Consider the following 18,744-nt stretch of genomic DNA (forward strand, 5'->3'; position numbering starts at 1 on the left):
GTATTTACGAGGGACGTCCGGATTGCGATACGCGCCTCACTCGATCGGGCGCACTCAGGCCCGAACATGAGTGTGGCCCGTCCAGAGACTGGACGGGCCACGAAACCTCAACCGCGCGGACGGCTTACTTGCCGGCCTTGCGCCGCTGCACGCGCGTACGGCGCAGCAGCTTGCGGTGCTTCTTCTTGGACATGCGCTTGCGGCGCTTCTTGATCACGGAACCCATGGGCGCTCCTCTTGTCGTCGGTCACGCTGCCCGGCGCAGCGTCCAACGGGTGGAGCGCACAGGCACGAGCGGTTTACCAGGCTACTAGCGTCCCGGCGCGGGCCGGTCGGCGGGCATGGTTTGACGCATGCCCGGCGACCAGTCAGCCCACGTCGAAGTAAGCGCCTTGCAGATACTCGTGCACCGCTTTTTCCGGCACCCGGAAGGACTTCCCGACTCTGACCGCGGGAAGTTCGCCCGAATGCACCAGGCGGTACACGGTCATCTTCGAGACCCGCATCAGCGTGGCCACTTCGGCGACTGTCAAAAACTGGACCTGCCCTACCGCGGGCAAATCCTCCCTCTTGTTCGGCGACATGTTTACCGCGTCCTTCGACACGTGTCGCGCCACGAGGCTTCCCCACCTGTGGTATCGACACGCACGTGCTCTTCCGAGGGTAGCGGGACAGGTGGGACTCGTGCGACGCCTGTCACCAGGATGGGCCCTCACCTGGGGCTTCGGATAGCCCGGACGGCGCAGCGATGCCCGAAATGCCCGGATAGCCCAACCGCTCCGATGGGGCATGGGTGCGCTGAACGGACTAGCGAGCTCCCGCCATTCGCCGCAGAGGCACCGCGGCCGGGCCGGGCCAAGCAGCAGCCGGGCCGCATGACTCCGCTCCCGCCGAGGTCCGTGAAGGGCTCCTTGAGGGAATCTGATTCCCTCAAGGAGCCCTTCACGGACCCACGCGGCGTTGGGGCGGGCGGATCAGTTTTCGTGGGCGCGGCCCAGCTCCTCCGAGCGGTCGCGGGCGGCCTCGATCGCGTCGAGCAGCGCCGCGCGCACGCCGTGCTTCTCCAGTTCGCGGATCGCGTTGATGGTGGTCCCGGCCGGGGACGTCACCGCCTCGCGCAGCAGCACCGGGTGGTCCTGGCCCTCGGCGAGCATCTTCGCCGCGCCGACCGCCGACTGGATGATCAGCTGCCCGGCGAGCGCGCGCGGCAGGCCGAGCAGGATGCCCGCGTCGATCATGGCCTCGACCAGGTAGAAGAAGTACGCCGGACCGGATCCCGACAGCGCGGTGACCGCGTCCTGCTGCCGCTCCGGCACCTCGACGACCTGGCCGACGTGCGAGAGCAGCTCCTTGACCGTCGCGAGGTGCGCCGGCGTCGCGTGCTTGCCGGGTGAGATCGCACTCATCGCTTCGCCGACCAGCATCGGGGTGTTCGGCATCACGCGGACCACCGGCACGCCCGAAGCGAGACGGCGTTCGTACAGCGCGGTCGGCAGCCCCGCGCACAGCGAGACGACCAGCGACGCCGTCCCGAGCAGCGGGGCCAGCTCGTCCAGCACCGGCTCGATGTCCTGCGGCTTCACCGCGACCACGAGGATGTCCGCCTGCCGGGCGGCGTCCGCGACAGTCGCCGCCTTCATGCCCGGGTAGCGCGCTTCCAGCTCGCGCGCCCGCTCCTCGTACCGCTCGGTGAAGAGCAGGTCGCCTGGCTCGTGGCCGCCGTTGAGCAGGCCCGACAGCAGGGCTTCGCCGATCTTTCCCGCACCCAGCACCGCGATCACACTCATGCGGCCAGCGTGCCAAACGCGGCTCAGCCGCCCGGTGCCGGGGCGAGCGCCAGCTGCCGCACCTGCGCGACGAGCCGGCCTTGGGCGTCCACGACAGTGGCGTCCGAGTCGAACCACGGCTCGTGCACCGACCGCGCTTCGACGAGGATCCGCAGCCAGCCCGGGGCCGGGCGGGTCCGCACCAGCGACGTCAGCTGGACGGTCGGGGCCCAGCCGTGCCTGCCGAGGTTCGCCACCACCGGCGGGTTGAGGTCGCCCGCCAGGAGCGCGAAGTACACGTCGGGCTGGCCGACGCGCGGACGGGCCCACATCCGCAGCCGCGGCGGGTCTCCGGTCCGTCCGGATACGAACCCCGCGGTCGCCGGATCGAGTCGCACGTCGCAGGCGGCGGACAGGTGGAACGGGCCTTCCGGAGTGTCCTTGCCGAGTTGCAACGCACTGGACGGCGGTTCGGCGGGCATCTGCGGCAGGTCCGTCCATTCGGAACGGCGCATCGGCAACCGGCCGACCGTGACCCGCGCTTCGACACAAGCCCGGCCGCGCTGTTCGAGCGACACCGCGACCACCGAAACCCGGCGGCCGACCTTGCGCACATCGGTCCGCAGCAACACCGGGCCGAGCGCGGGCGCGTGCAGGAATTCGGTGCTCACCGCGAGCGGATCGACCGTCGCGTCCCCGCGCTCCTGCAACGCGGCGGCAGCGGTTTTTGCCAGCAATGCCACCAAAAACCCGCCGTGCGGATGGACCGCGATCGCCCATTCCGAACGCAACGTCGCGGTGAACGTGCCGTCCCCGAGCGACCGGACTGCGGTGGCCGCGTCGAAGGCGGTCGCGGTGTCGTCGGCCGCGCTCACGGACGACCGGCCACGGCGATACGGCGCGTGGAACCGGGTCCGGGGAAGACTGGAGACGGCGATGGCAGCGAGGTCACGCCCGCACTTTACGGTGCCCGGCCGCCTTTGCGAGCCGAGCCGGGCAGGGACCGCCCGGACAGCCGAGCAAGATCACCCGCGGACACGGCCCGAAATGCGGCTGGCCGCGCACGACCGCCCACCGCATCCGCGGCTCACTGCCCCAAATGCAACCGGGCGAACAACAACGCCTCCGCCAGCGCCCGGGCCCGCGCAGCCGCCCCCGTCGCGTGCCGGGTGTTCACTTCCAGCACCACCTGACCGGAAAAGCCGTCACTCACCAGCTTTTCCAACAATTCCGCACAAGGTTGCCCGCCATGCCCCGGAATCAGGTGCTCATCCTTCGGAATCCCCGTCCCGTCCGCCAAATGGACGTGGCTCAACCCCGCCCCCATCCGGTCGGCCAGCGCCAGCGCGTCCATCCGCGCCGCGGCCGAATGCGACAGATCCAGGGTGTAGTGCCGGAACCCCACGTCCGTGGGATCGATCGAAGGCCGGAACGCCGAAACCCGGGCGTCGCGCGAGCCGCCGGGCGGACGGACCTTGAACATGTTCTCCACCGCGACGTCCACGCCGCTGGCTTCCTCCAGCTCGTCCACGAGATCGCCGAACGCGTCGCCGTACCGGCGCTGCCAGCGAAACGGCGGGTGCACCACGACCGTGCGCGCGCCGAGTTCCAGCGCGGCGTCCACGGAGCGGCGCAGGCGCACCTCGGGATCCGGCGACCAGATCCGCTGCGTGATCAGCAGCGACGGCGAATGCACCGACAGCACCGGCATCCCGGTGCGCCGCGACCAGCGCCGGATCGCCGACACGTCCTGGCTGATCGGGTCGGCCCACACCATGACCTCGACGCCGTCGTAGCCGAGGTCCGCGGCCAGCTCGAACGCCGCGCCCGCGCGCAGCGGCCACACCGAGGCAGTGCTCAAGCCCACGGGGACGGGCGCGCTCTCACTCACGCGCCCATCCTGCCCCAGCGTCCCCGGCGGCGGGCTACTTGGCCACCAGCAACAGCGCCGCGGGCGACACCGTCACCACCAGCCCGACGAGAATCGCCAGCAGCGTCGTCTGCAGGTCCTCGGCACGGCGGATCTTCCGCACGATCCACACCAGCGCGACGATCACCAGCAGCGCGCCGACGAGCGCGGCGGGCGCGAGGTTGACCCACAGCCAGTTGAAGCCCAGCCACACGGCGGCTCCGCCGACGACGCCCAGCGCGAGCTGTCCGGCCAGCGTCAGCCACTGCTTGCCCGCCGAAACCGCGGGTTCCGGCTCGGCCTCCGGCGCGTCCTCGGCGACGGCTTCCTCGGGGTAGTCGTCGTACTCGTCGCCTTCGGCGTAGCCCTCGGCGTGTTCGTAGCCTTCGGCCTGCTCGTACCCGTAGCCGTCGTCGCCCTCGAAGTCCGGCTGGCCCTCGGGGTAGCCCGACGGCTCGGCGAACTCGCGCTCGTACTCGGACAGGTCGTCCTCGGCCGCGTCCTTGCCGCCCGGCGCGAACGGCATCGGGGCCGGGTAGCCCGCGGTCGGCGGGCCCGCGTCGTAATCCGCTGCGGCGGCCGGGTATTCGTCCTCGTAACCGTCGTCGACGTAGTCGTCCTCGGCGTATTCCGCGGCCGATTCCGGCTCCGCACCCGCGGGCGGGACGGCCGGCATCATGCCGACCTCGGTGTCCTCCAGCTGCTCCGCCTGCCGACGCTGCCGCCAGCCGGCGAGACCCGCTGGCGGCGCGTCTTCGGCGACGCCGTCGGCGGGCAGGCCGTCGACCGCGTCGAACTGCTCAGTGTGCGGCTCCTGCTTCGGCGCCGGACGGCGGGCCGGAGCACGCCGCGGCCGGTTGGGCGGAGCGGCCGGAGCGCCGGGAGCCGGGAAAGCGCCGCTCGCCATCGGCGTCGCGGGCGGTTCCGGGGAGTCGCCGTCGAGGCCGTCGAGCCGAGCCGCGAGACCACCGTCCTGCGGGGGCGGCGGAGCCGGACGGCGGCGAACTGGCGGCACCGCGCCGCGCGTTTCCTCGCCGCCTGCCTGCGGACGCGGCGGACGGCCGCGCGGCGGAACCGGCATCTGCCCGGACTCCTGCGGCGGCGCGGGCGGACGCACGTAGCCCGAGTCCTGCGGAGCCGCCGGACGCAGGTAGCCAGTGCCCTGCGGACCAGGACCGGCCGCGGGAGGCGCGGGACGGGCGAACTGGCCCGACTCCTGCGGCGGCGCGGGCGGGCGCACGTAGGCCGAATCCTGCTGGCCGTTGCCCGGGCGCGGGTACTGCCCGGACTCCTGCGGCGGAGCCGGGGGACGCGCGTAGCCGGAGTCCTGCTGGCCGTTCACCGGGTACTGGCCCGACTCCTGCGGAGCCGGGTACTGCCCGGAGGGCTGCTGCCCGTTCATCGGGTGCTGCCCCGACGGCTGCTGCCCAGGACGCGGGTACTGACCCGATTCCTGAGGCGCGGGGGGTGCCGGCGGTGCTTGCCGAGGAGCCGCGTCCGGACGGCGTCGGCCGCCCGGAGGACGCGAAGGAGGCGGCGGGGTGCCGCCCTCGGAGGCCACCCGGTCGATGATCGCCTGTGGTCCGGTGTCGGTGAGGCTCGAGCGCCGCGGGGCGGCCTCGTCCTCGTCATCGGCGGCCCTGCGCCTGCGTCGCCGTCCGCCGTCGACCTGCTGCCCGTGCTGGGCGAGCAGTTCGGCCACGGTCTTCTGGGGCTGGTCGCCGCCGGTCTGGTCCGTCATACCGTGCTGTCCAAAGCGCGCTCGGGGTTGGTTGTGGTCACTCGGGCACACCTGCCTCCGGAGCCGCGCGCAATCGACACCGTGCAGTGCATGTCCGTCACCTCTTCACCGTGCCTGGTCTTCGTCGGCCAAGTCCAGTCCGCTGCTGTCACCGGTCCTCCCCGCTCGCCGAAACGCCGGCGATGGCAGTACCAGTTTCGTCCGACCCATTGGCGTGGTCCAACCGCCGCAGGATGACACCCTCTCGCAGCGCCCAAGGGCAAATCTCCAACTCCGTGAGGGAGAGCGCCCGCATCGCGGCCTGCGCCACCAGAGCGCCCGCCACGAGCTGGTGCGACCGGCTCCCGCTGACGCCTTCCAGCTGAGCCAGATCCGCGGCGGTCATCCGCGAAATGAAGGCGATGAGCTGGCGAAGGGCAGTGTCAGTGAGCGTACGGCGCACTCGGGGGCCCGCCGCCGAGGGGGCCGCACCGGTCAGCCGGGCGAGCGAGCGGAACGTCTTGGAGGTCGCCACGACCCGGTCCGGCATGCCCTGTCCGGCGACCTTCTTCGCGAGCCCGGCGAGCTGGTCCTCGAGCCAGGCAGAGGTCGCGACGACCTCGGAGCGGGTCGGCGGGTCGTTGCGGAAGCGGGTGCGCGTGGTGCGGCCCGCGCCGAGCGGGAGCGATTCGGCGAGTTCGGGTTCCTCGTCGCGGCCCATCGCGACCTCGAACGACCCGCCGCCGATGTCCAGCACCAGCAGCTTCCCGGCCGACCAGCCGTACCAGCGGCGCACCGCGAGGAAGGTGAGCCGCGCCTCGTCCGCTCCGGACAGAACCCGCAGGTTGACGCCGGTTTCGGCGGTCACCCTGGCCAGCACCTTCGCCGAGTTCTTCGCCTCGCGCACCGCGGACGTCGCGAACGCCAGCACGTCCTCGCAGCCGAGCCGCACGGCCGCGGCCTTGGCCGATTCGACCGCCCGGACCAGGCCGTCCTCGCCGGGACGGCTCAGTTCGCCGGAGCCGGTGAGCTGTTCGGCCAGCCGCAGCATCGTTTTCTCGGAGTGCATCGGGGTCGGGTGGGCGCCACGGTGGGCGTCGACCACGAGCAAGTGGACGGTGTTGGAACCGACGTCGAGTACCCCTAGGCGCACGAGGATTCAGCGTACCGGTCCCAGTGCCAGGTCTCGAAACTGTAACCAACTCCACTCGGATCTACATCAACTCAGCGTGCGCGATCCGGCACGGTATGCGCTGAAACCCGGACAAAAGCCGTGAAGGACTCCTTGAGGGAAGCAGATTCCCTCAAGGAGCCCTTCACGGACAGTTGGAAAGTTCGGCTCAGGTCTCGAACTTGTAGCCGAGCCCGCGCACGGTCACCAGGTGCCGCGGCGAACCCGGGTCCGGCTCGATCTTCGAGCGGAGCCGCTTCACGTGGACGTCGAGGGTCTTGGTGTCGCCGACGTAGTCCGCGCCCCACACCCGGTCGATGAGCTGGCCGCGGGTCAGCACCCGGCCGACGTTGCGCAGCAGGTACTCGAGCAGGTCGAACTCCTTGAGCGGCAACGAAACCTCGCCGCCGTCCACAGTCACCACGTGCCGTTCGACGTCCATTCGCACCGGTCCGGCCGACAGCACCAGCGGAGCGAGTTCGCCGTCCGTGCCCGGCTCGCCGCCGCGACGCAGCACCGCGCGCACCCGCGCGATCAGCTCGCGCGCCGAGTACGGCTTGGTCACGTAGTCGTCGGCGCCGAGTTCCAGCCCGACGACCTTGTCGATCTCGCTGTCGCGCGCGGTCACCATGATCACCGGCACCGCGGAGCGCTGCCGCAGCTGCTTGCAGACGTCGGTGCCGCTCATCCCGGGCAGCATCAGGTCGAGCAGCACGATGTCGGCGCCGTTGCGGTCGAACTCCTCAAGCGCCTGCTGGCCGGTCACAGCCACCGCCGCGGTGAAGCCTTCCTTGCGCAGCAAGAAGGCGAGCGGGTCGGCGAAGGACTCTTCGTCCTCGACTATGAGAACCCTCGTCACAGGTTTCCTCCATGGTCTGGGCTGGAGACTTCCTGCCCGGTTGCCACGAGCCGGGGTGTCCGCTCGGGGGTCTTGTCCGGCCGCGCGGGCGCGGCCTTGCGTGCGGTGTCGGCGGGTTCGGTGCGCACGTGCGCGGGGATGCGCAACGTGAACGTCGACCCGGTGCCGGGACGGCTCCACAGGCCGACCGAACCGCCGTGGTTGGCCGCGACGTGTTTCACGATCGCCAGTCCGAGCCCGGTGCCGCCGGTGGCGCGCGAACGCGCCTTGTCCGCACGGTAGAACCGCTCGAACACGCGCTGCTGCTCGTCCTCGGCGATGCCGATGCCGCGGTCGGTCACCGCGATCTCGACCATGCCGTCGGCGAGCCGGCGCGAGATCGACACCGGGCTGCCCGGCGACGAGTACGCGACGGCGTTCTCCAGCAGGTTCGACAGCGCGGTGACCAGCAGCGTCCGGTCGCCCTCGATGAGAAGGCTGCTGGCCGCGTCGGTGGTGATGGTGATTTCCGCGGATTCGGCGGACAGCGTGGTGCGCCCGAGCGCCTCGCGCACGACGGCGTCGACCTCGACCACGTTGAGGTCCGGCAGCCGTTCGGCGCCCTGGAGGCGCGACAGCGCGATCAGTTCGGTGACGAGCTGGCCCAGCCGGGTGGACTCGCGCAGGATCTTGCCGCCGAAGCGGCGGACCTCCTCGACGTCCTCGGCGGCGTCCAGCACGGCCTCGGTGAGCAGCGCGATCGCGCCGACCGGGGTCTTGAGCTCGTGGCTGACGTTGGCCACGAAGTCGCGGCGCACGGCTTCCAGGCGGATCGCCTCGGAGTGGTCGACGGCCTCGACGACGGTGAACCCGTCGCCGAGCGGCCGGACCTCGCCGAGCACCGCCTCGGGCTGGCGGCGGCCCCGGCTCTCCAGCGGCGAAAGGTCGACTTCCATCGGCTCGTCGGTCTCGACCACCTGCTCGGCGGCCTTGCGCGCCCGCGGGTCGGCCTGGTTCACCCGGACCAGGCCGAGCTCGTACGCCCGCGGGTTGTGCAGCACGAGGTCGCCGAACCGGTTGAGCACGATGACGCCGTTGTTGGAGGAACGGATCAACCGTTCGAGCAGCTCCGCGACGGTCGGGCCGGTGGGCCGGGCCGCCTCGCGCCGGGCACGGGCCCGCGCCGCGAGGAAACCGGCGACCGCGCCGACGACAAGAGCGCCGATGGCCGTCAGCAGGACAACAGGCGTGGTCACGGGGGAATCGTAAGCATCCCGGTAGCCTTCCGGCCTAGTCCTGGAAGCCCTGTCGTGAGGCGAGTGACACCTGAGGGGTACATATTCGCCTCGGGGTCAGGCCCTGTTCACCCGATCGAGATGTTTCGGCAAAATCGACCCGCTTAGGCCTTCAGCGGGCGTCAAGGGTCTTGAGGTCCTCGTCGGTCAGCTTCAGCGCCGCCGCCGCGACGTTCTGCTCCAGGTGAGCGGGGTCACTCGTGCCCGGGATCGCCAGCACGTGCGGGCCCTGCGCGAGCGTCCACGCCAACCGCACCTGAGCGTCCGACACCTCGTGCCGCCGCGCAACCTCGGCGACCCGCTCGTCGACGTCGGACTGTCCACTCGCGACCGCGAAGAACGGCACGAACGCCACGCCCTGCTCGCCGCACAGCCGCAGCAGCTCGTCGTCCTCGCGGCGGGCGGACAGGCCGTACTGGTTCTGCACGCACACCACCGGCGCGATCGCCTGCGCCTCGGCGAGGTGCTCCGCGCCGACGTTGGAAATCCCCAGTTCGCCGATCAGCCCTTCGGTGCGCAGTTCGGCCAGCGCGCCGAAGTGCTCGGCCAGAGACCCGGTGCCGCGGTCGAGGCCGGTGCCGATGCGCAGGTTGACGACGTCGATGTGGTCGCGGCCGAGTTCGCGCAGGTTCTGTTCGACCTGGCCGCGCAGCTCGTCGGGGCGGGCGAAGGGCCGGAACTCGCCGGATTCGCCGCGCGACGGGCCGACCTTGGTGGTCAGCACGAGATCGTCGCCATACGGGGCGAGCGCGGCCTTGATCAGCGCGTTGGCCGACCAGGTGGCGCCGAAGTAGAACGCGGCGGTGTCGATGTGGTTCACGCCCAGCTCGACGGCTCGGCGCAGCACGGAAATCGCGCGGTCAGCGTCGACCGGTGCGTTCGGGTCGAGCGAGCCGCCGAGCCGCATCGACCCGAAGCCGAGGCGGTTGACGGTGCGGGAGCCGAGCTGCCAGGTGCCCGCGGCAGCGGCGGGAAGTGTCGTTTCGGTCATGTCTCCAGCCTGCTTCGCGGTCAATCCCAGCGGTGTGTTTGGCAGCAAGCTGCCAACGCGGGAACACTGGACGACGTGCCCCGAGCCGAGGAAATCGCGAACCTGCGCGACGAGCGTGAACTGGTCGAACGCGCCGGGCACCTGCTCGCCGGCGCGGACGAGTTCGCCTGCGCCGCGAACGACCTGCACACCTGGTCCGCGATGCAGAAATTCGCCCAGGAGCTGCCGAAACAGCGGAAGCTGCGGATCCGGAAGGTCTACCTCTCGCGGGTGCTGCTCGATCCGGCCGGAGCCGAGCACCTGCGGACGCTGCACCGGCTCGGCGCGGAAGTCCGGATCAGCGACCACGAGATCAACGAGACGATCCTGCTCGACGGCCGCATCGCCATCCTCGCCGCCGGGCCTGGCTACAGCGTCGTGCGCAAACCGGACCTGGTGCGCGGCATCTCGTCGCTGTTCGAGGCCGCCTGGCGCTCCTCGACCGCGTTCGAGGCGTACGAGACGCGGTTCGCCGAGCTGCGCCAGTACACGCCGCAGCTGCTCGACCTGCTGTCTTCCGGTTCCACGGACGAAAAGGCGGCCCGGGAGATGGGCGTCGGGCTGCGGACGTACCGTCGGCGGGTGGCCGAATTGATGGATGTACTGGGTGCGACGTCGCGGTTCCAAGCGGGTGCTCTCGCGCGGGAGGCGGGCCTGCTGTGAGGCGCGCTGTCCTCGCCGCGGCCCTGCTCACCGCCGGTTGCGGAGGAGCCGTGTCCGGCCAAACCGCACCGCCCGCGGCTCCCCCCGCGCCTGCTCCGGCGAATGTGGCCTATGTGGACGCCAAGGCGACCAGCGACGCGGTGTCCGGCATCAAAAAGGCCGTGGAGTCCGCGTTCACCTACGACTCCGCCAAACCGGACGAGGTCGCGAAAACCGAGCAGGAGTACCTGACCGGCGCGGCCCGCGCGCAGTTCGACAAGACCTTCGCCGAGGTCCGCACCGAGCCGGTGAGCACGCAGACGCAGGTCGTGGAAACCGGGCTGGCCGAGCTGACCCCGGACCGCGCGCGGATGCTGGTGGCGGCAACGCAGCACAGCAAACGTCCCGACGGAGCCGCGAACCAGGCGGGCGCGCTGATGCTGGTCACCGCGGTCCGGACGAACGGGCACTGGCTGTTGCAGGACTTGAACTTCGACCCGCGCGGCCCGATCGCTTCGGCCGCGGCTGGAGCGAAAGGCCTTGCGGCGGCTAGGGATTCCGCGGTCGAGGCGGCTCGCCGGGACGGCGGGATCCTGATGACCGTCGACCCGCAGAACATCGACGCGAACTACACGGCCTGGGAGAACGTCGCCGCCGAACCGCTGCTGACGGAGTTCCGCAAGAGCCGGCAGGAGACCGTGGACCGGATCAAGCAGACCGGGAAGAAAGCGAGCTACGGCCCGGATTCAACGGCCGCGCTGACCGAACTCAGCCCCGACGGCACGCACGCGTCGGCGGTGCTGGCCGCGCTGCTGACGACGAGCGGCGGCCAAAACCCCGGCGACAACCGGCTGCCGGTGCACCTCGACCTCGTGCGGCAGGGCGACGAGTGGAAAGTGTCCGGGATGAAGGCGATCACCGGGGGCTCGTGAGCGGCAAGGCCGGTTCTAACCGGTGCCGCCACTCACGACACCACACGGGCCCGGGCCGCCCTCGGAGGCCAAGCCGCCGCCCGCTCGTGAGCGCTGATGCCGGTGAGAACCGGCGCCGCCACTCACGAGCCGAGCGTGCGAGGGCTCAGCGGCCCTGGTTCGCGACCGCGGCGGCGGCTTCCTTCGCCGCTTCCGGGTCCAGGTACTCGCCGCCCGCCTTGACCGGCTTGAGGTCCGGCGTCAGGTCGTAGCGCAGCGGGATCCCGGTCGGGATGTTCAGCGCGGCGATGGCGTCGTCGGAGATCCCGTCGAGGTGCTTCACCAGCGCGCGCAGCGAGTTGCCGTGCGCGGCCACCAGCACCGTGCGGCCGGCCCGCAGGTCGGGAACGATCGCCGACTCCCAGTACGGCAGCAGCCGGGCCACGACGTCCTTCAGGCATTCCGTCAGCGGGGCCTGGTCGCCGAGGTCGGCGTAGCGCGCGTCGCCGGCCTGGCTGAACTCGTCCTTCGGGTCGATGGCGGGCGGCGGCGTGTCGTACGAGCGGCGCCAGAGCATGAACTGCTCCTCGCCGAACTCGTCCAGCGTCTGCTTCTTGTTCTTGCCCTGCAGCGCGCCGTAGTGCCGCTCGTTGAGCCGCCAGTCGCGCTTGACCGGGATCCAGTGCCGGTCGGCGGCGTCGAGGGCGATGTTCGCCGTGCTGATCGCCCGGCGCAGCAGCGACGTGTGCACCACGTCCGGCAGCAGCCCCGACTCGGCGAGCAGCTGCCCGCCCTGGCGGGCCTCCCGCTCGCCGGTCTCCGACAGGGGCACGTCCACCCAGCCGGTGAACAGGTTTTCCGCGTTCCACGTGCTCTGTCCGTGCCGCAGCAGCACCAGGGTCCCAAGTTCGGCCATGGCCACCAGCCTGCCAGAGCGCGCGAGCGCTGCCAGTAGTGCGTCCACCCCTCTACCCAGAGTGCGTTACCCGGGAGTAACACCTTCACCCGACGCGCAGCCGGGTTGCCGACAAGCAGGTCAAAGAGTGCAAGGCGCTGCACACTGTTATCCCCGTGAGTGAATTTCACTCGAACGGAGTAACCAGTAGTCTTGTGATTACTGGTCGACATCTGACAGGTTGGGCATGTCCCGCTCAGCCGGATTCCACGCACTCCCGGCTGATCACGGGCAGTGACCGCGGCTCGTCTCCCCCCTGCCGAGCCGCGGCCCGCCGGCCCCGTTGGCATCCCCCTCGTCACCGGGTCCAGCAAGGCGGGACCTGCAGCGGGACGGCTCGAGATCGCGACTCCCCCCTCCCTCGAGCCGTTCCGCCAGCCCTCATTCCGCGGGCCTGGCCCCGCGACGGCGCCGGAACCACCAGAACACCGCGCCCGCCGGAATCCCGAACGCGATCGCGAACGGCAGCAGCACGCCCAGCACCCGCACCAATCCGTTGCAGAACGCGACGAACGCGTCCCATCCCCCGGACAGCCCGGAGAGGAAGCCGCCCGCCGGTGCCGCAGGCGCCTCCTGCTTCGTCACCGACAGCGACACAGTTGCCATCGCGACCTGCCCGGCCAGCGAAGCCTGTTGCCGCTCCAGCGACTCCAGCGTGGCCTGCCTGCTAGTCAGCTCGCTCTCGACGGACGCGATCTCGGACACCGATTGCGCCTTCGCCAGCAACGCGCGCATCCGGTCGACGCTCGCGCGCTGGGTCGCCAGCCGCGCGTCCACGTCGACCACCTGCGCGGTGACGTCCTGCGCGCTGATCTCCCGCCGCTTCACCTGGCCGAGCCCGCCGAGCTGGTCGAGCACGCCGTCGAGCTTCTCCGCGGGCACCGACAAGGTCAGCGACGCGGAATCGTCCGTCGCGCTTTCCTGCCCCGGATAGCCGCCCGCGCCGGTCGCGATCGCCTTGGCGCGGGACACGACGTCGTCAGTCTTCGGTGTGGTCAGGTCCAGCCGTGCGCTGCGCGCCAGCTTGCGATCGGTCGCGCCGGGCGCGGGCACCGACGCCTGCGCGTTGCCCTGCTTAGGCGCCGCGCCCTGCTGCTGCGCGGGCGCGATCGCCGACCTCGCCGAATCCGCGCTGTTGCTGCTGCATCCGGCCAGCAGAAACACCGCGGCGCCGGCGAGCGCGTATCTCCATCGAGTCCGCATCCCCGTCTCCCTCCAGTCGTCGGCGGTGAGACGAGACGACCGGAGAAGGCGTTGCACGGAATCGGTTACGAGTCGGTCAACCCCGGTTCGTGGCCGTCGGCCGGTTCCGCGAGGTGTTTGAACGCCTGCAGGTTCGCCAGCGATTCGCCGCGCGAGACGCGCCAGTCCCACTCGCGCTTGATCGACGTGGCGAACCCGATTTCCAGCAGCGGGTTGAAATCGCCGTCGGCGGCTTCGAGCACCTGGCCGAGGATCTTGTCCAGTTCGGACTCGGTCACCGTCTCCTTGCCGAAGCGGCCGACCAGGTAGATGTCGCCGAGACTGTCCACTGTGTAGTGCACGCCGTAGAGCCGGGCGTTGCGCTGCAACAGGAACCGGTACACGTCCTCGTGCCGTTCGTCGGGACGGCGGCAGACGAACGCCTCCACCGAGAACGCGTGGTCGCCGTCCACGAGCCAGCAGTTGGTCTGCAGCTTCTTGGTTCCCGGCAACGTCACGAAATAACGGCCTTCGCCGCGACGGTCGTACTTGAGCCCACTTGAGTCCAAAGTGGACTTGATAGTCGCGTCAAGGCTCACACTGCCACCTCCGCCCGCAGTTCCAGCGCCTGCCGGAACGCTCTGGTCGCCTGAGCATAGATGTCGAGCAAGGAATCCGTGGTGCGCCGCCAGGAAAACCGCTGCGCGTGCCGCACCGCGTTGGCCGCGAGTTCGGCTCGGCGATCCGGCCGCAGCGCGACGGCGGCGAGCGCGTCGGCCCATTCCTCCGCGCCGTGCGAGGGAACCAGCAGCCCGGACACCCCGTGCGGCACCGCGACCGGCAGCCCGCCGACCTCGGCCGCCACCACCGGCGTGCCGCACGCCTGCGCTTCGAGCGCTACCAAACCGAAGGATTCGTTGTAGCTCGGCACCGCGACGACGTCGGCGGCGCGGAACACCGTGCGCAGCTTCAGCCCGCTCTGCGGCGGCAGGAAGCGCACCTGCTCGGCGATGCCCAGCGACACCGCCAGCTCGCGCAGCGCCTGCGGCTGCTCCAGCCCGGTCCCGGACGGCCCGCCGACCACCAGAACCACCAGCCTCGACGCCAATTCCGGCCGCCGCCGCAGCATTTCCGCCGCCGCGTGCAGCAGGACGTCCGGGGCCTTGAGCGGCTGGATCCGTCCGGCGAAGGCGAGCACCACCGCGTCCCGCGACAGGTTCAGCTCGCGGCGCGCGTCCTGCTGCGAGCCGGGCGTGAACCGTTCGAGATCGACCCCCGGCGGCACGGCGTGCACCGCGGGCGCGGCGGCCCCGTAGAGATCGACCAGCTGCCGAGCTTCGACCTGCGTGTTCGCGACGAGGCAATCCGCCTCGGCGACCACCTGCTCCTCGCCCATCACCCGCGTCCGCGGCTCGGGCTTGTCGCCCTCGGCGAGCAGTGAGTTCTTGACCTTGGCCAGCGTGTGCGCGGTGTGCACGAGCGGCACGCCCCAGCGGTCCCGAGCGAGCCAGCCGACCTGGCCGGAGAGCCAATAGTGCGAATGGATCAGGTCGTAGTAGCCCGGCTCGTGGAACGCTTCCGCGCGCAGCACGCCCGAGGTGAAGGCGCACAGCTGCGCGGGCAGCTCGTCGCGCGCCAGCGGCTCGAACGGCCCGGCCGGCACGTGCCGCACCGTCACGCCGGGCGCCAGCTCGGCCAGCGGCGGCTGGTCCGACGACGTCGCCCGGGTGAAGACCTCGACCTCGATGCCGCGCCGCGCCATCTCCTGCGCGGTCTGGCTGACGTACACGTTCATCCCGCCGGCGTCGCCGGTGCCCGGCTGCTCGAGCGGGGAGGTGTGCACGGACAAGACCGCGATCCGGCGCGGCTGCGCGATGAATCCCTTGAGGGTCACCTAGTCACTCCTGCTACTCGGCTGCGTCCCCGGCGAACCGCCGCAGCACGGAGTTGAAGTCCTCCGGCTCCTCGACGAACGGCAGATGCCCGGCCTCAACGAACCAACGCAGGACGGCCCCCGGAATCTTCCCGGCCGAATACTCTGCCGCCGAAGGATCCACCACACCGTCGGCCGAGCCGTGCACCACGAGCGTCGGCTTGTCGACCGCGGCAAGCACCTCACCACTGCCGATGTCCCGCCGGAACAGCGCGCCGCGCACCGCGGGCGGCACCGAAAGCGAACTGCCGAGCATCGCCTGTGCGTACCCACCGGGCACCTTTGCGCTGGCCTGGGCGCGGGTGAACTCGACCAGCGCGGGGATCGCCACCTCGGCGTCGTCCGAAAGCGCGGCGGGCAGCGCGGCCCGCATGATCGGCCCGGTCGCGCCGCCTTCGCGCTTGCGGCCGATCTCGGTGATCGCGCCCACCAGCACGATGCCGCCGAGCCGTGCGGTGCCGTGCTCGCGCAGGTAGTCCGTGATCACCAGCCCGCCGTAGGACCAGCCGACGACGATCGCGTCCGGACCGGCGAAATCGAGCACCGCGGCGAGGTCGCCCGCCCACTGCGCCGGGTCGTCGTAGCCGTCCTTCGGGACGTCGGACGCGCCGTGCCCGCGCAGGTCCATCGCGACGAGCCGGAACTGCCCGCTCAGCGCCGGGTCGGCCAGCTGAGCGGACCAGGCCGCGGCGGACTGGGCCCAGCCGTGCACGAAGACGATCGGACGCGCGTTCTCCGGGCCTTCGACGCGCAGTGCGATCCGCACGCCGCCGGCCCCGGTTACCTCAGTGTTCACTTCTACTTGTTAGCAGACGGCCAGTGGATCACTTCGCGGCCGAGAGCGACTTCCAGGTCGACCAGTCGTAGAACCAGTCCTTGACGTCGGAGTTCGTCGGGCTGCCCAGCTTCGAGCCGGTGACCTCGACCGGGTCGCCGATCATCGCCGTGTCGAAGTAGGCCTTGGCGTCCGCCTCGAGCAGGTTGACGCAGCCGTGCGAGTTGTTGGTCTTGCCGATCGCGGCCGCGTTGTCCTGGTTCTCGTGGATGAACTCGCCGTGGTTGGAGAACCGGCAGGCCCACTTCTTGTTGACGTTGGTGTAGCCGTAGCGGGCGTTGTCGAACACCGCGTGCGGCTCCTTCGACATGATGATGAAGGTGCCGTTCGGGGTGTTGCGGTCGACGACCGAGTCGAGCCCGTTGGAGCACGGGTAGCTCGCGCTCTCCGCACCGCCGCGGTAGACCTTCATCACATGGTCCGGCGTGTTGATCTTGACCACCTGGTTGCGGCCGATCTTGAACTTGGTGCTGACGTCCGATTTCACGAAGACGCCCCCGCCGAGGTCCACGCCGTACAGGTTCGCCTCGACCTCGACGCTCGTGTTGGCCGGCCAGTACTCCTTGGGCCGCCAGTCGACCTGGTTCGCCGACATCCAGGCCCACGAGCCCTCGACGTCCTTGCTGGTCTTGACCTTGAGCGCCTTCTCGACCGCGGCCCGGTCCTTCGGGGCGGCCCCGTTGAACTTCACGCTGATCGGCATCGCGACGCCGACCTCGGCGTTGTCGCCCGGGTTCAGCGTGGCGCGCACCGTCTTGGCCGGGCTGATCGTCGCGAACGAGCCCTTGAGCTCGGCGGGCCGCTGGTCGGTGCCGGTGGCCTTGGCCGCGTAGTTGTAGGTCTTGCCGTAGCCGAGCGGTTCGGAACTGGTCCAGGACAGGCCGTCGGCGGCGATCTCGCCCTTGATCTCGTCGCCGCCCTCGTTGGTCAGCTTGACCTCGGTGAGCTTGCCTTCGGCGACCTTCACCACCACCGGCTCGCGCACGCTCGCGTCCTTGGCCCCGACGGCCGGGGTCGCGGTGAGCTTCGCCACCGGGGCGACCGGCTTGCCGCCGTTGTCGCCGCTCCCGCCCTGCGGCGAGGCGGTGCCGTCGTTGCTGCCGCCCGAGCACGCGGCGGCCAGCGCCGCCGCGCCGGTCGCGAGAACGGCCTTGAACACCGTACGGCGCTCGATCACGGTCTTACCTCCACTTGTCCCCCGCACCGGCATCTCCCACGCACATCAGCGTCGGTGAGCGCTTCGACGTTACCTGCGAACCGGAAATTCCTCTCCATCCCGCAAGACGTTTCACCCGGCGCCCGGTTGCCGCCGATTTCCTGTCACCTGGCTCACCTGGGTTACCCCGATGGCGTCAGAGCGAACAGTTGATCAGCAGTGGTTCCGGCCGCAGCCGCACGCCGAACCGCTCTTCGACCCCGTCCCGGACCTCGCGAGCCAGCCGCAGCAGGTCTTCCGTACTGGCCCCGCCGCGGTTCGTGAGCGCGAGAGTGTGCTTGGTGGACAGCGAAACCCGCCCCCCAGGCCCGGGGTACCCCTTGCCGAACCCGGCCCGCTCGATCAGCCACGCGGCGGACAACTTCACCCCGCCGCTCGCCGGGTACTGCGGGATCTTGCCCTCGGTCGACTCCGCGATCCTCTCGAGGACGGCCGGCGCTTCTTCTTCGGGGACGATCGGGTTGGTGAAGAACGACCCCGCACTCCAGGTGTCGTGATCAGCGGCGTCGAGCACCATGCCCTTGCCACGCCGGAGTCCGAGCACCGCTTCCCGAGCCTGCGCGGCGGGGACTTTCGCGTCGATCTCGACACCCAGCGTGCGCGCCAACTCGGCGTACCGGATAGGCGCGGACTGCCCGCTCGGATCGATCCGGAACCGCACACTCAGCACGACGCCGCGATCGGTGCCCTTGAGCACGCTGGTGCGATAGGCGAAGCCAAGCTCGTCAGCCTTGACCGTGCGCACTTCTTTCGCCGCCCGGTCGTACAACTCGACGGAAACGATCGACTCGGCCACCTCGCCGCCGTACGCCCCCACGTTCTGAATCGGCGTCGCCCCCACTGACCCCGGGATCCCGGAGAGACACTCGAGCCCGCCAAGACCGTTGTCGACCAGCGCGGCAACGAACGCGTCCCACTCCTGCCCGGCGGCCACCTCGACGATGTCGCCATCGCGGGTCCAGCCAGTGTTGGCGATCCGCACGAGGGTCCCGTCGAAGCCTTCGTCGCCGACCACGAGGTTCGACCCGCCACCGAGCAACAGCACGGGCTCGCCCGCGTCGTCGGCGTCGCGCACGGCGGAGACGAGTTCCACGGCGGTGGTCGCGATGACGAACCGACGCACCGGCCCGCCGAGGCGCAGCGTCGTGTACTCGGCAAGGTGAGCCGGACCAGGCGTTTCAGCGATGTCCACGAAGCTTGACGGTACTGCCCCGCTCCGCCCCCGCCCCCCGAGGACCGTCCGTGAGGGGAACCCTCACGGACTCTGAGTCCCCCAGGGTTCCCCTCACGTCCTTCCACGGTCTGTGAAGGGCTCCTTGAGGGAATCAGATTCCCTCAAGG

19 protein-coding genes are annotated in these 18,744 nt (G+C 70.6%); 2 read left to right on the plus strand and 17 right to left on the minus strand.

All coding sequences use genetic code 11. The features are described from left to right. Window positions 1-124: 124 nt before the first annotated feature. The 10 genes from ACFXI3_RS28680 to ACFXI3_RS28725 form a co-directional block, all read right to left on the minus strand. Window positions 125-226, minus strand: coding sequence for a 30S ribosomal protein bS22 (locus tag ACFXI3_RS28680; protein ID WP_007030867.1), 102 nt, complete (start codon window positions 224-226; stop codon window positions 125-127). A 142-nt stretch (window positions 227-368) separates the two neighbouring features. Continuing rightward, complete coding sequence (locus tag ACFXI3_RS28685; protein ID WP_033291067.1) at window positions 369-584, minus strand: helix-turn-helix domain-containing protein; 216 nt, start codon at window positions 582-584, stop codon at window positions 369-371. Window positions 585-974: 390 nt separating this feature from the next. After that, window positions 975-1,787, minus strand: a complete 813-nt coding sequence (proC, locus tag ACFXI3_RS28690; RefSeq protein WP_344288171.1) for a pyrroline-5-carboxylate reductase — start codon at window positions 1,785-1,787, stop codon at window positions 975-977. A gap of 23 nt (window positions 1,788-1,810) precedes the next feature. Continuing rightward, window positions 1,811-2,641 (minus strand): thioesterase family protein, encoded by an 831-nt coding sequence (locus ACFXI3_RS28695; protein WP_344288169.1) that lies wholly within the window; start codon window positions 2,639-2,641, stop codon window positions 1,811-1,813. Between the two features lie 212 nt (window positions 2,642-2,853). After that, window positions 2,854-3,657 (minus strand): sugar phosphate isomerase/epimerase family protein, encoded by an 804-nt coding sequence (locus tag ACFXI3_RS28700; RefSeq protein ID WP_344288166.1) that lies wholly within the window; start codon window positions 3,655-3,657, stop codon window positions 2,854-2,856. A gap of 34 nt (window positions 3,658-3,691) precedes the next feature. Then, on the minus strand, window positions 3,692-5,416 hold the full coding sequence (locus ACFXI3_RS28705) for a hypothetical protein (RefSeq protein WP_378403608.1): 1,725 nt from the start codon (window positions 5,414-5,416) through the stop codon (window positions 3,692-3,694). Window positions 5,417-5,564: 148 nt separating this feature from the next. Next, window positions 5,565-6,548 (minus strand): Ppx/GppA phosphatase family protein, encoded by a 984-nt coding sequence (locus ACFXI3_RS28710; protein WP_344288162.1) that lies wholly within the window; start codon window positions 6,546-6,548, stop codon window positions 5,565-5,567. 187 nt (window positions 6,549-6,735) lie between these two features. Continuing rightward, window positions 6,736-7,425 carry a response regulator transcription factor gene (locus ACFXI3_RS28715; protein ID WP_344288160.1) on the minus strand — a complete coding sequence of 230 codons (690 nt, stop codon included), beginning with the start codon at window positions 7,423-7,425 and terminating at the stop codon, window positions 6,736-6,738. Beyond that, window positions 7,422-8,660 (minus strand): ATP-binding protein, encoded by a 1,239-nt coding sequence (locus ACFXI3_RS28720; RefSeq protein ID WP_344288158.1) that lies wholly within the window; start codon window positions 8,658-8,660, stop codon window positions 7,422-7,424. The genes ACFXI3_RS28715 and ACFXI3_RS28720 overlap by 4 nt, the downstream gene beginning before the upstream one ends. A 151-nt stretch (window positions 8,661-8,811) precedes the next feature. Further along, window positions 8,812-9,690, minus strand: coding sequence for an oxidoreductase (locus ACFXI3_RS28725; RefSeq protein WP_378403610.1), 879 nt, complete (start codon window positions 9,688-9,690; stop codon window positions 8,812-8,814). 75 nt (window positions 9,691-9,765) lie between these two features. Between ACFXI3_RS28725 and ACFXI3_RS28730 the strand changes: the two genes are divergently transcribed. Beyond that, a complete protein-coding gene (locus ACFXI3_RS28730) occupies window positions 9,766-10,392 on the plus strand; it encodes a DNA-binding response regulator (protein WP_344288154.1) in 627 nt (208 codons plus the stop codon). Window positions 10,393-10,442: 50 nt separating this feature from the next. Next, on the plus strand, window positions 10,443-11,303 hold the full coding sequence (locus tag ACFXI3_RS28735; protein WP_378403612.1) for a hypothetical protein: 861 nt from the start codon (window positions 10,443-10,445) through the stop codon (window positions 11,301-11,303). A 145-nt stretch (window positions 11,304-11,448) separates the two neighbouring features. On the opposite strand, the gene ACFXI3_RS28740 is transcribed toward ACFXI3_RS28735, so the two are convergent. From ACFXI3_RS28740 to ACFXI3_RS28770, 7 genes are all read right to left on the minus strand, one after another. Further along, the gene (locus tag ACFXI3_RS28740) at window positions 11,449-12,198 is read right to left on the minus strand and encodes a phosphoglyceromutase (RefSeq protein ID WP_378403614.1); all 750 of its coding nucleotides are present in this window, start codon (window positions 12,196-12,198) and stop codon (window positions 11,449-11,451) included. Between the two features lie 420 nt (window positions 12,199-12,618). After that, window positions 12,619-13,440 carry a DUF4349 domain-containing protein gene (locus ACFXI3_RS28745; protein ID WP_378403616.1) on the minus strand — a complete coding sequence of 274 codons (822 nt, stop codon included), beginning with the start codon at window positions 13,438-13,440 and terminating at the stop codon, window positions 12,619-12,621. A gap of 65 nt (window positions 13,441-13,505) precedes the next feature. Continuing rightward, window positions 13,506-14,018 carry a YbjN domain-containing protein gene (locus tag ACFXI3_RS28750; RefSeq protein ID WP_344288147.1) on the minus strand — a complete coding sequence of 171 codons (513 nt, stop codon included), beginning with the start codon at window positions 14,016-14,018 and terminating at the stop codon, window positions 13,506-13,508. Continuing rightward, window positions 14,015-15,313, minus strand: coding sequence for a D-inositol-3-phosphate glycosyltransferase (gene mshA / locus ACFXI3_RS28755; protein ID WP_378403618.1), 1,299 nt, complete (start codon window positions 15,311-15,313; stop codon window positions 14,015-14,017). Before mshA ends, ACFXI3_RS28750 begins: the two co-directional genes overlap by 4 nt. Window positions 15,314-15,326: 13 nt before the next feature. Continuing rightward, on the minus strand, window positions 15,327-16,148 hold the full coding sequence (locus ACFXI3_RS28760) for an alpha/beta fold hydrolase (protein ID WP_378403620.1): 822 nt from the start codon (window positions 16,146-16,148) through the stop codon (window positions 15,327-15,329). A 28-nt stretch (window positions 16,149-16,176) separates the two neighbouring features. After that, window positions 16,177-17,364, minus strand: coding sequence for an Ig-like domain-containing protein (locus ACFXI3_RS28765; RefSeq protein ID WP_378403622.1), 1,188 nt, complete (start codon window positions 17,362-17,364; stop codon window positions 16,177-16,179). A gap of 175 nt (window positions 17,365-17,539) precedes the next feature. Then, a complete protein-coding gene (locus ACFXI3_RS28770) occupies window positions 17,540-18,595 on the minus strand; it encodes a UDP-N-acetylmuramate dehydrogenase (RefSeq protein WP_378403624.1) in 1,056 nt (351 codons plus the stop codon). Window positions 18,596-18,744 lie beyond the last annotated feature (149 nt).

It is taken from the genome of Amycolatopsis sp. NPDC059235 (assembly GCF_042754125.1).
GTDB classification, from domain to species: domain Bacteria; phylum Actinomycetota; class Actinomycetes; order Mycobacteriales; family Pseudonocardiaceae; genus Amycolatopsis; species Amycolatopsis albidoflava.

What these genes read in the sequence shown, in the direction of transcription:
- ACFXI3_RS28680 (WP_007030867.1), bottom strand. Translation starts at nt 226, where the DNA reads ATGGGTTCCGTGATCAAGAAGCGCCGCAAGCGCATGTCCAAGAAGAAG.
- ACFXI3_RS28685 (WP_033291067.1), bottom strand. Translation starts at nt 584, where the DNA reads ATGTCGCCGAACAAGAGGGAGGATTTGCCCGCGGTAGGGCAGGTCCAG.
- proC (WP_344288171.1), bottom strand. Translation starts at nt 1,787, where the DNA reads ATGAGTGTGATCGCGGTGCTGGGTGCGGGAAAGATCGGCGAAGCCCTG.
- ACFXI3_RS28705 (WP_378403608.1), bottom strand. Translation starts at nt 5,416, where the DNA reads ATGACGGACCAGACCGGCGGCGACCAGCCCCAGAAGACCGTGGCCGAA.
- ACFXI3_RS28725 (WP_378403610.1), bottom strand. Translation starts at nt 9,690, where the DNA reads ATGACCGAAACGACACTTCCCGCCGCTGCCGCGGGCACCTGGCAGCTC.
- ACFXI3_RS28740 (WP_378403614.1), bottom strand. Translation starts at nt 12,198, where the DNA reads ATGGCCGAACTTGGGACCCTGGTGCTGCTGCGGCACGGACAGAGCACG.
- ACFXI3_RS28745 (WP_378403616.1), bottom strand. Translation starts at nt 13,440, where the DNA reads ATGCGGACTCGATGGAGATACGCGCTCGCCGGCGCCGCGGTGTTTCTG.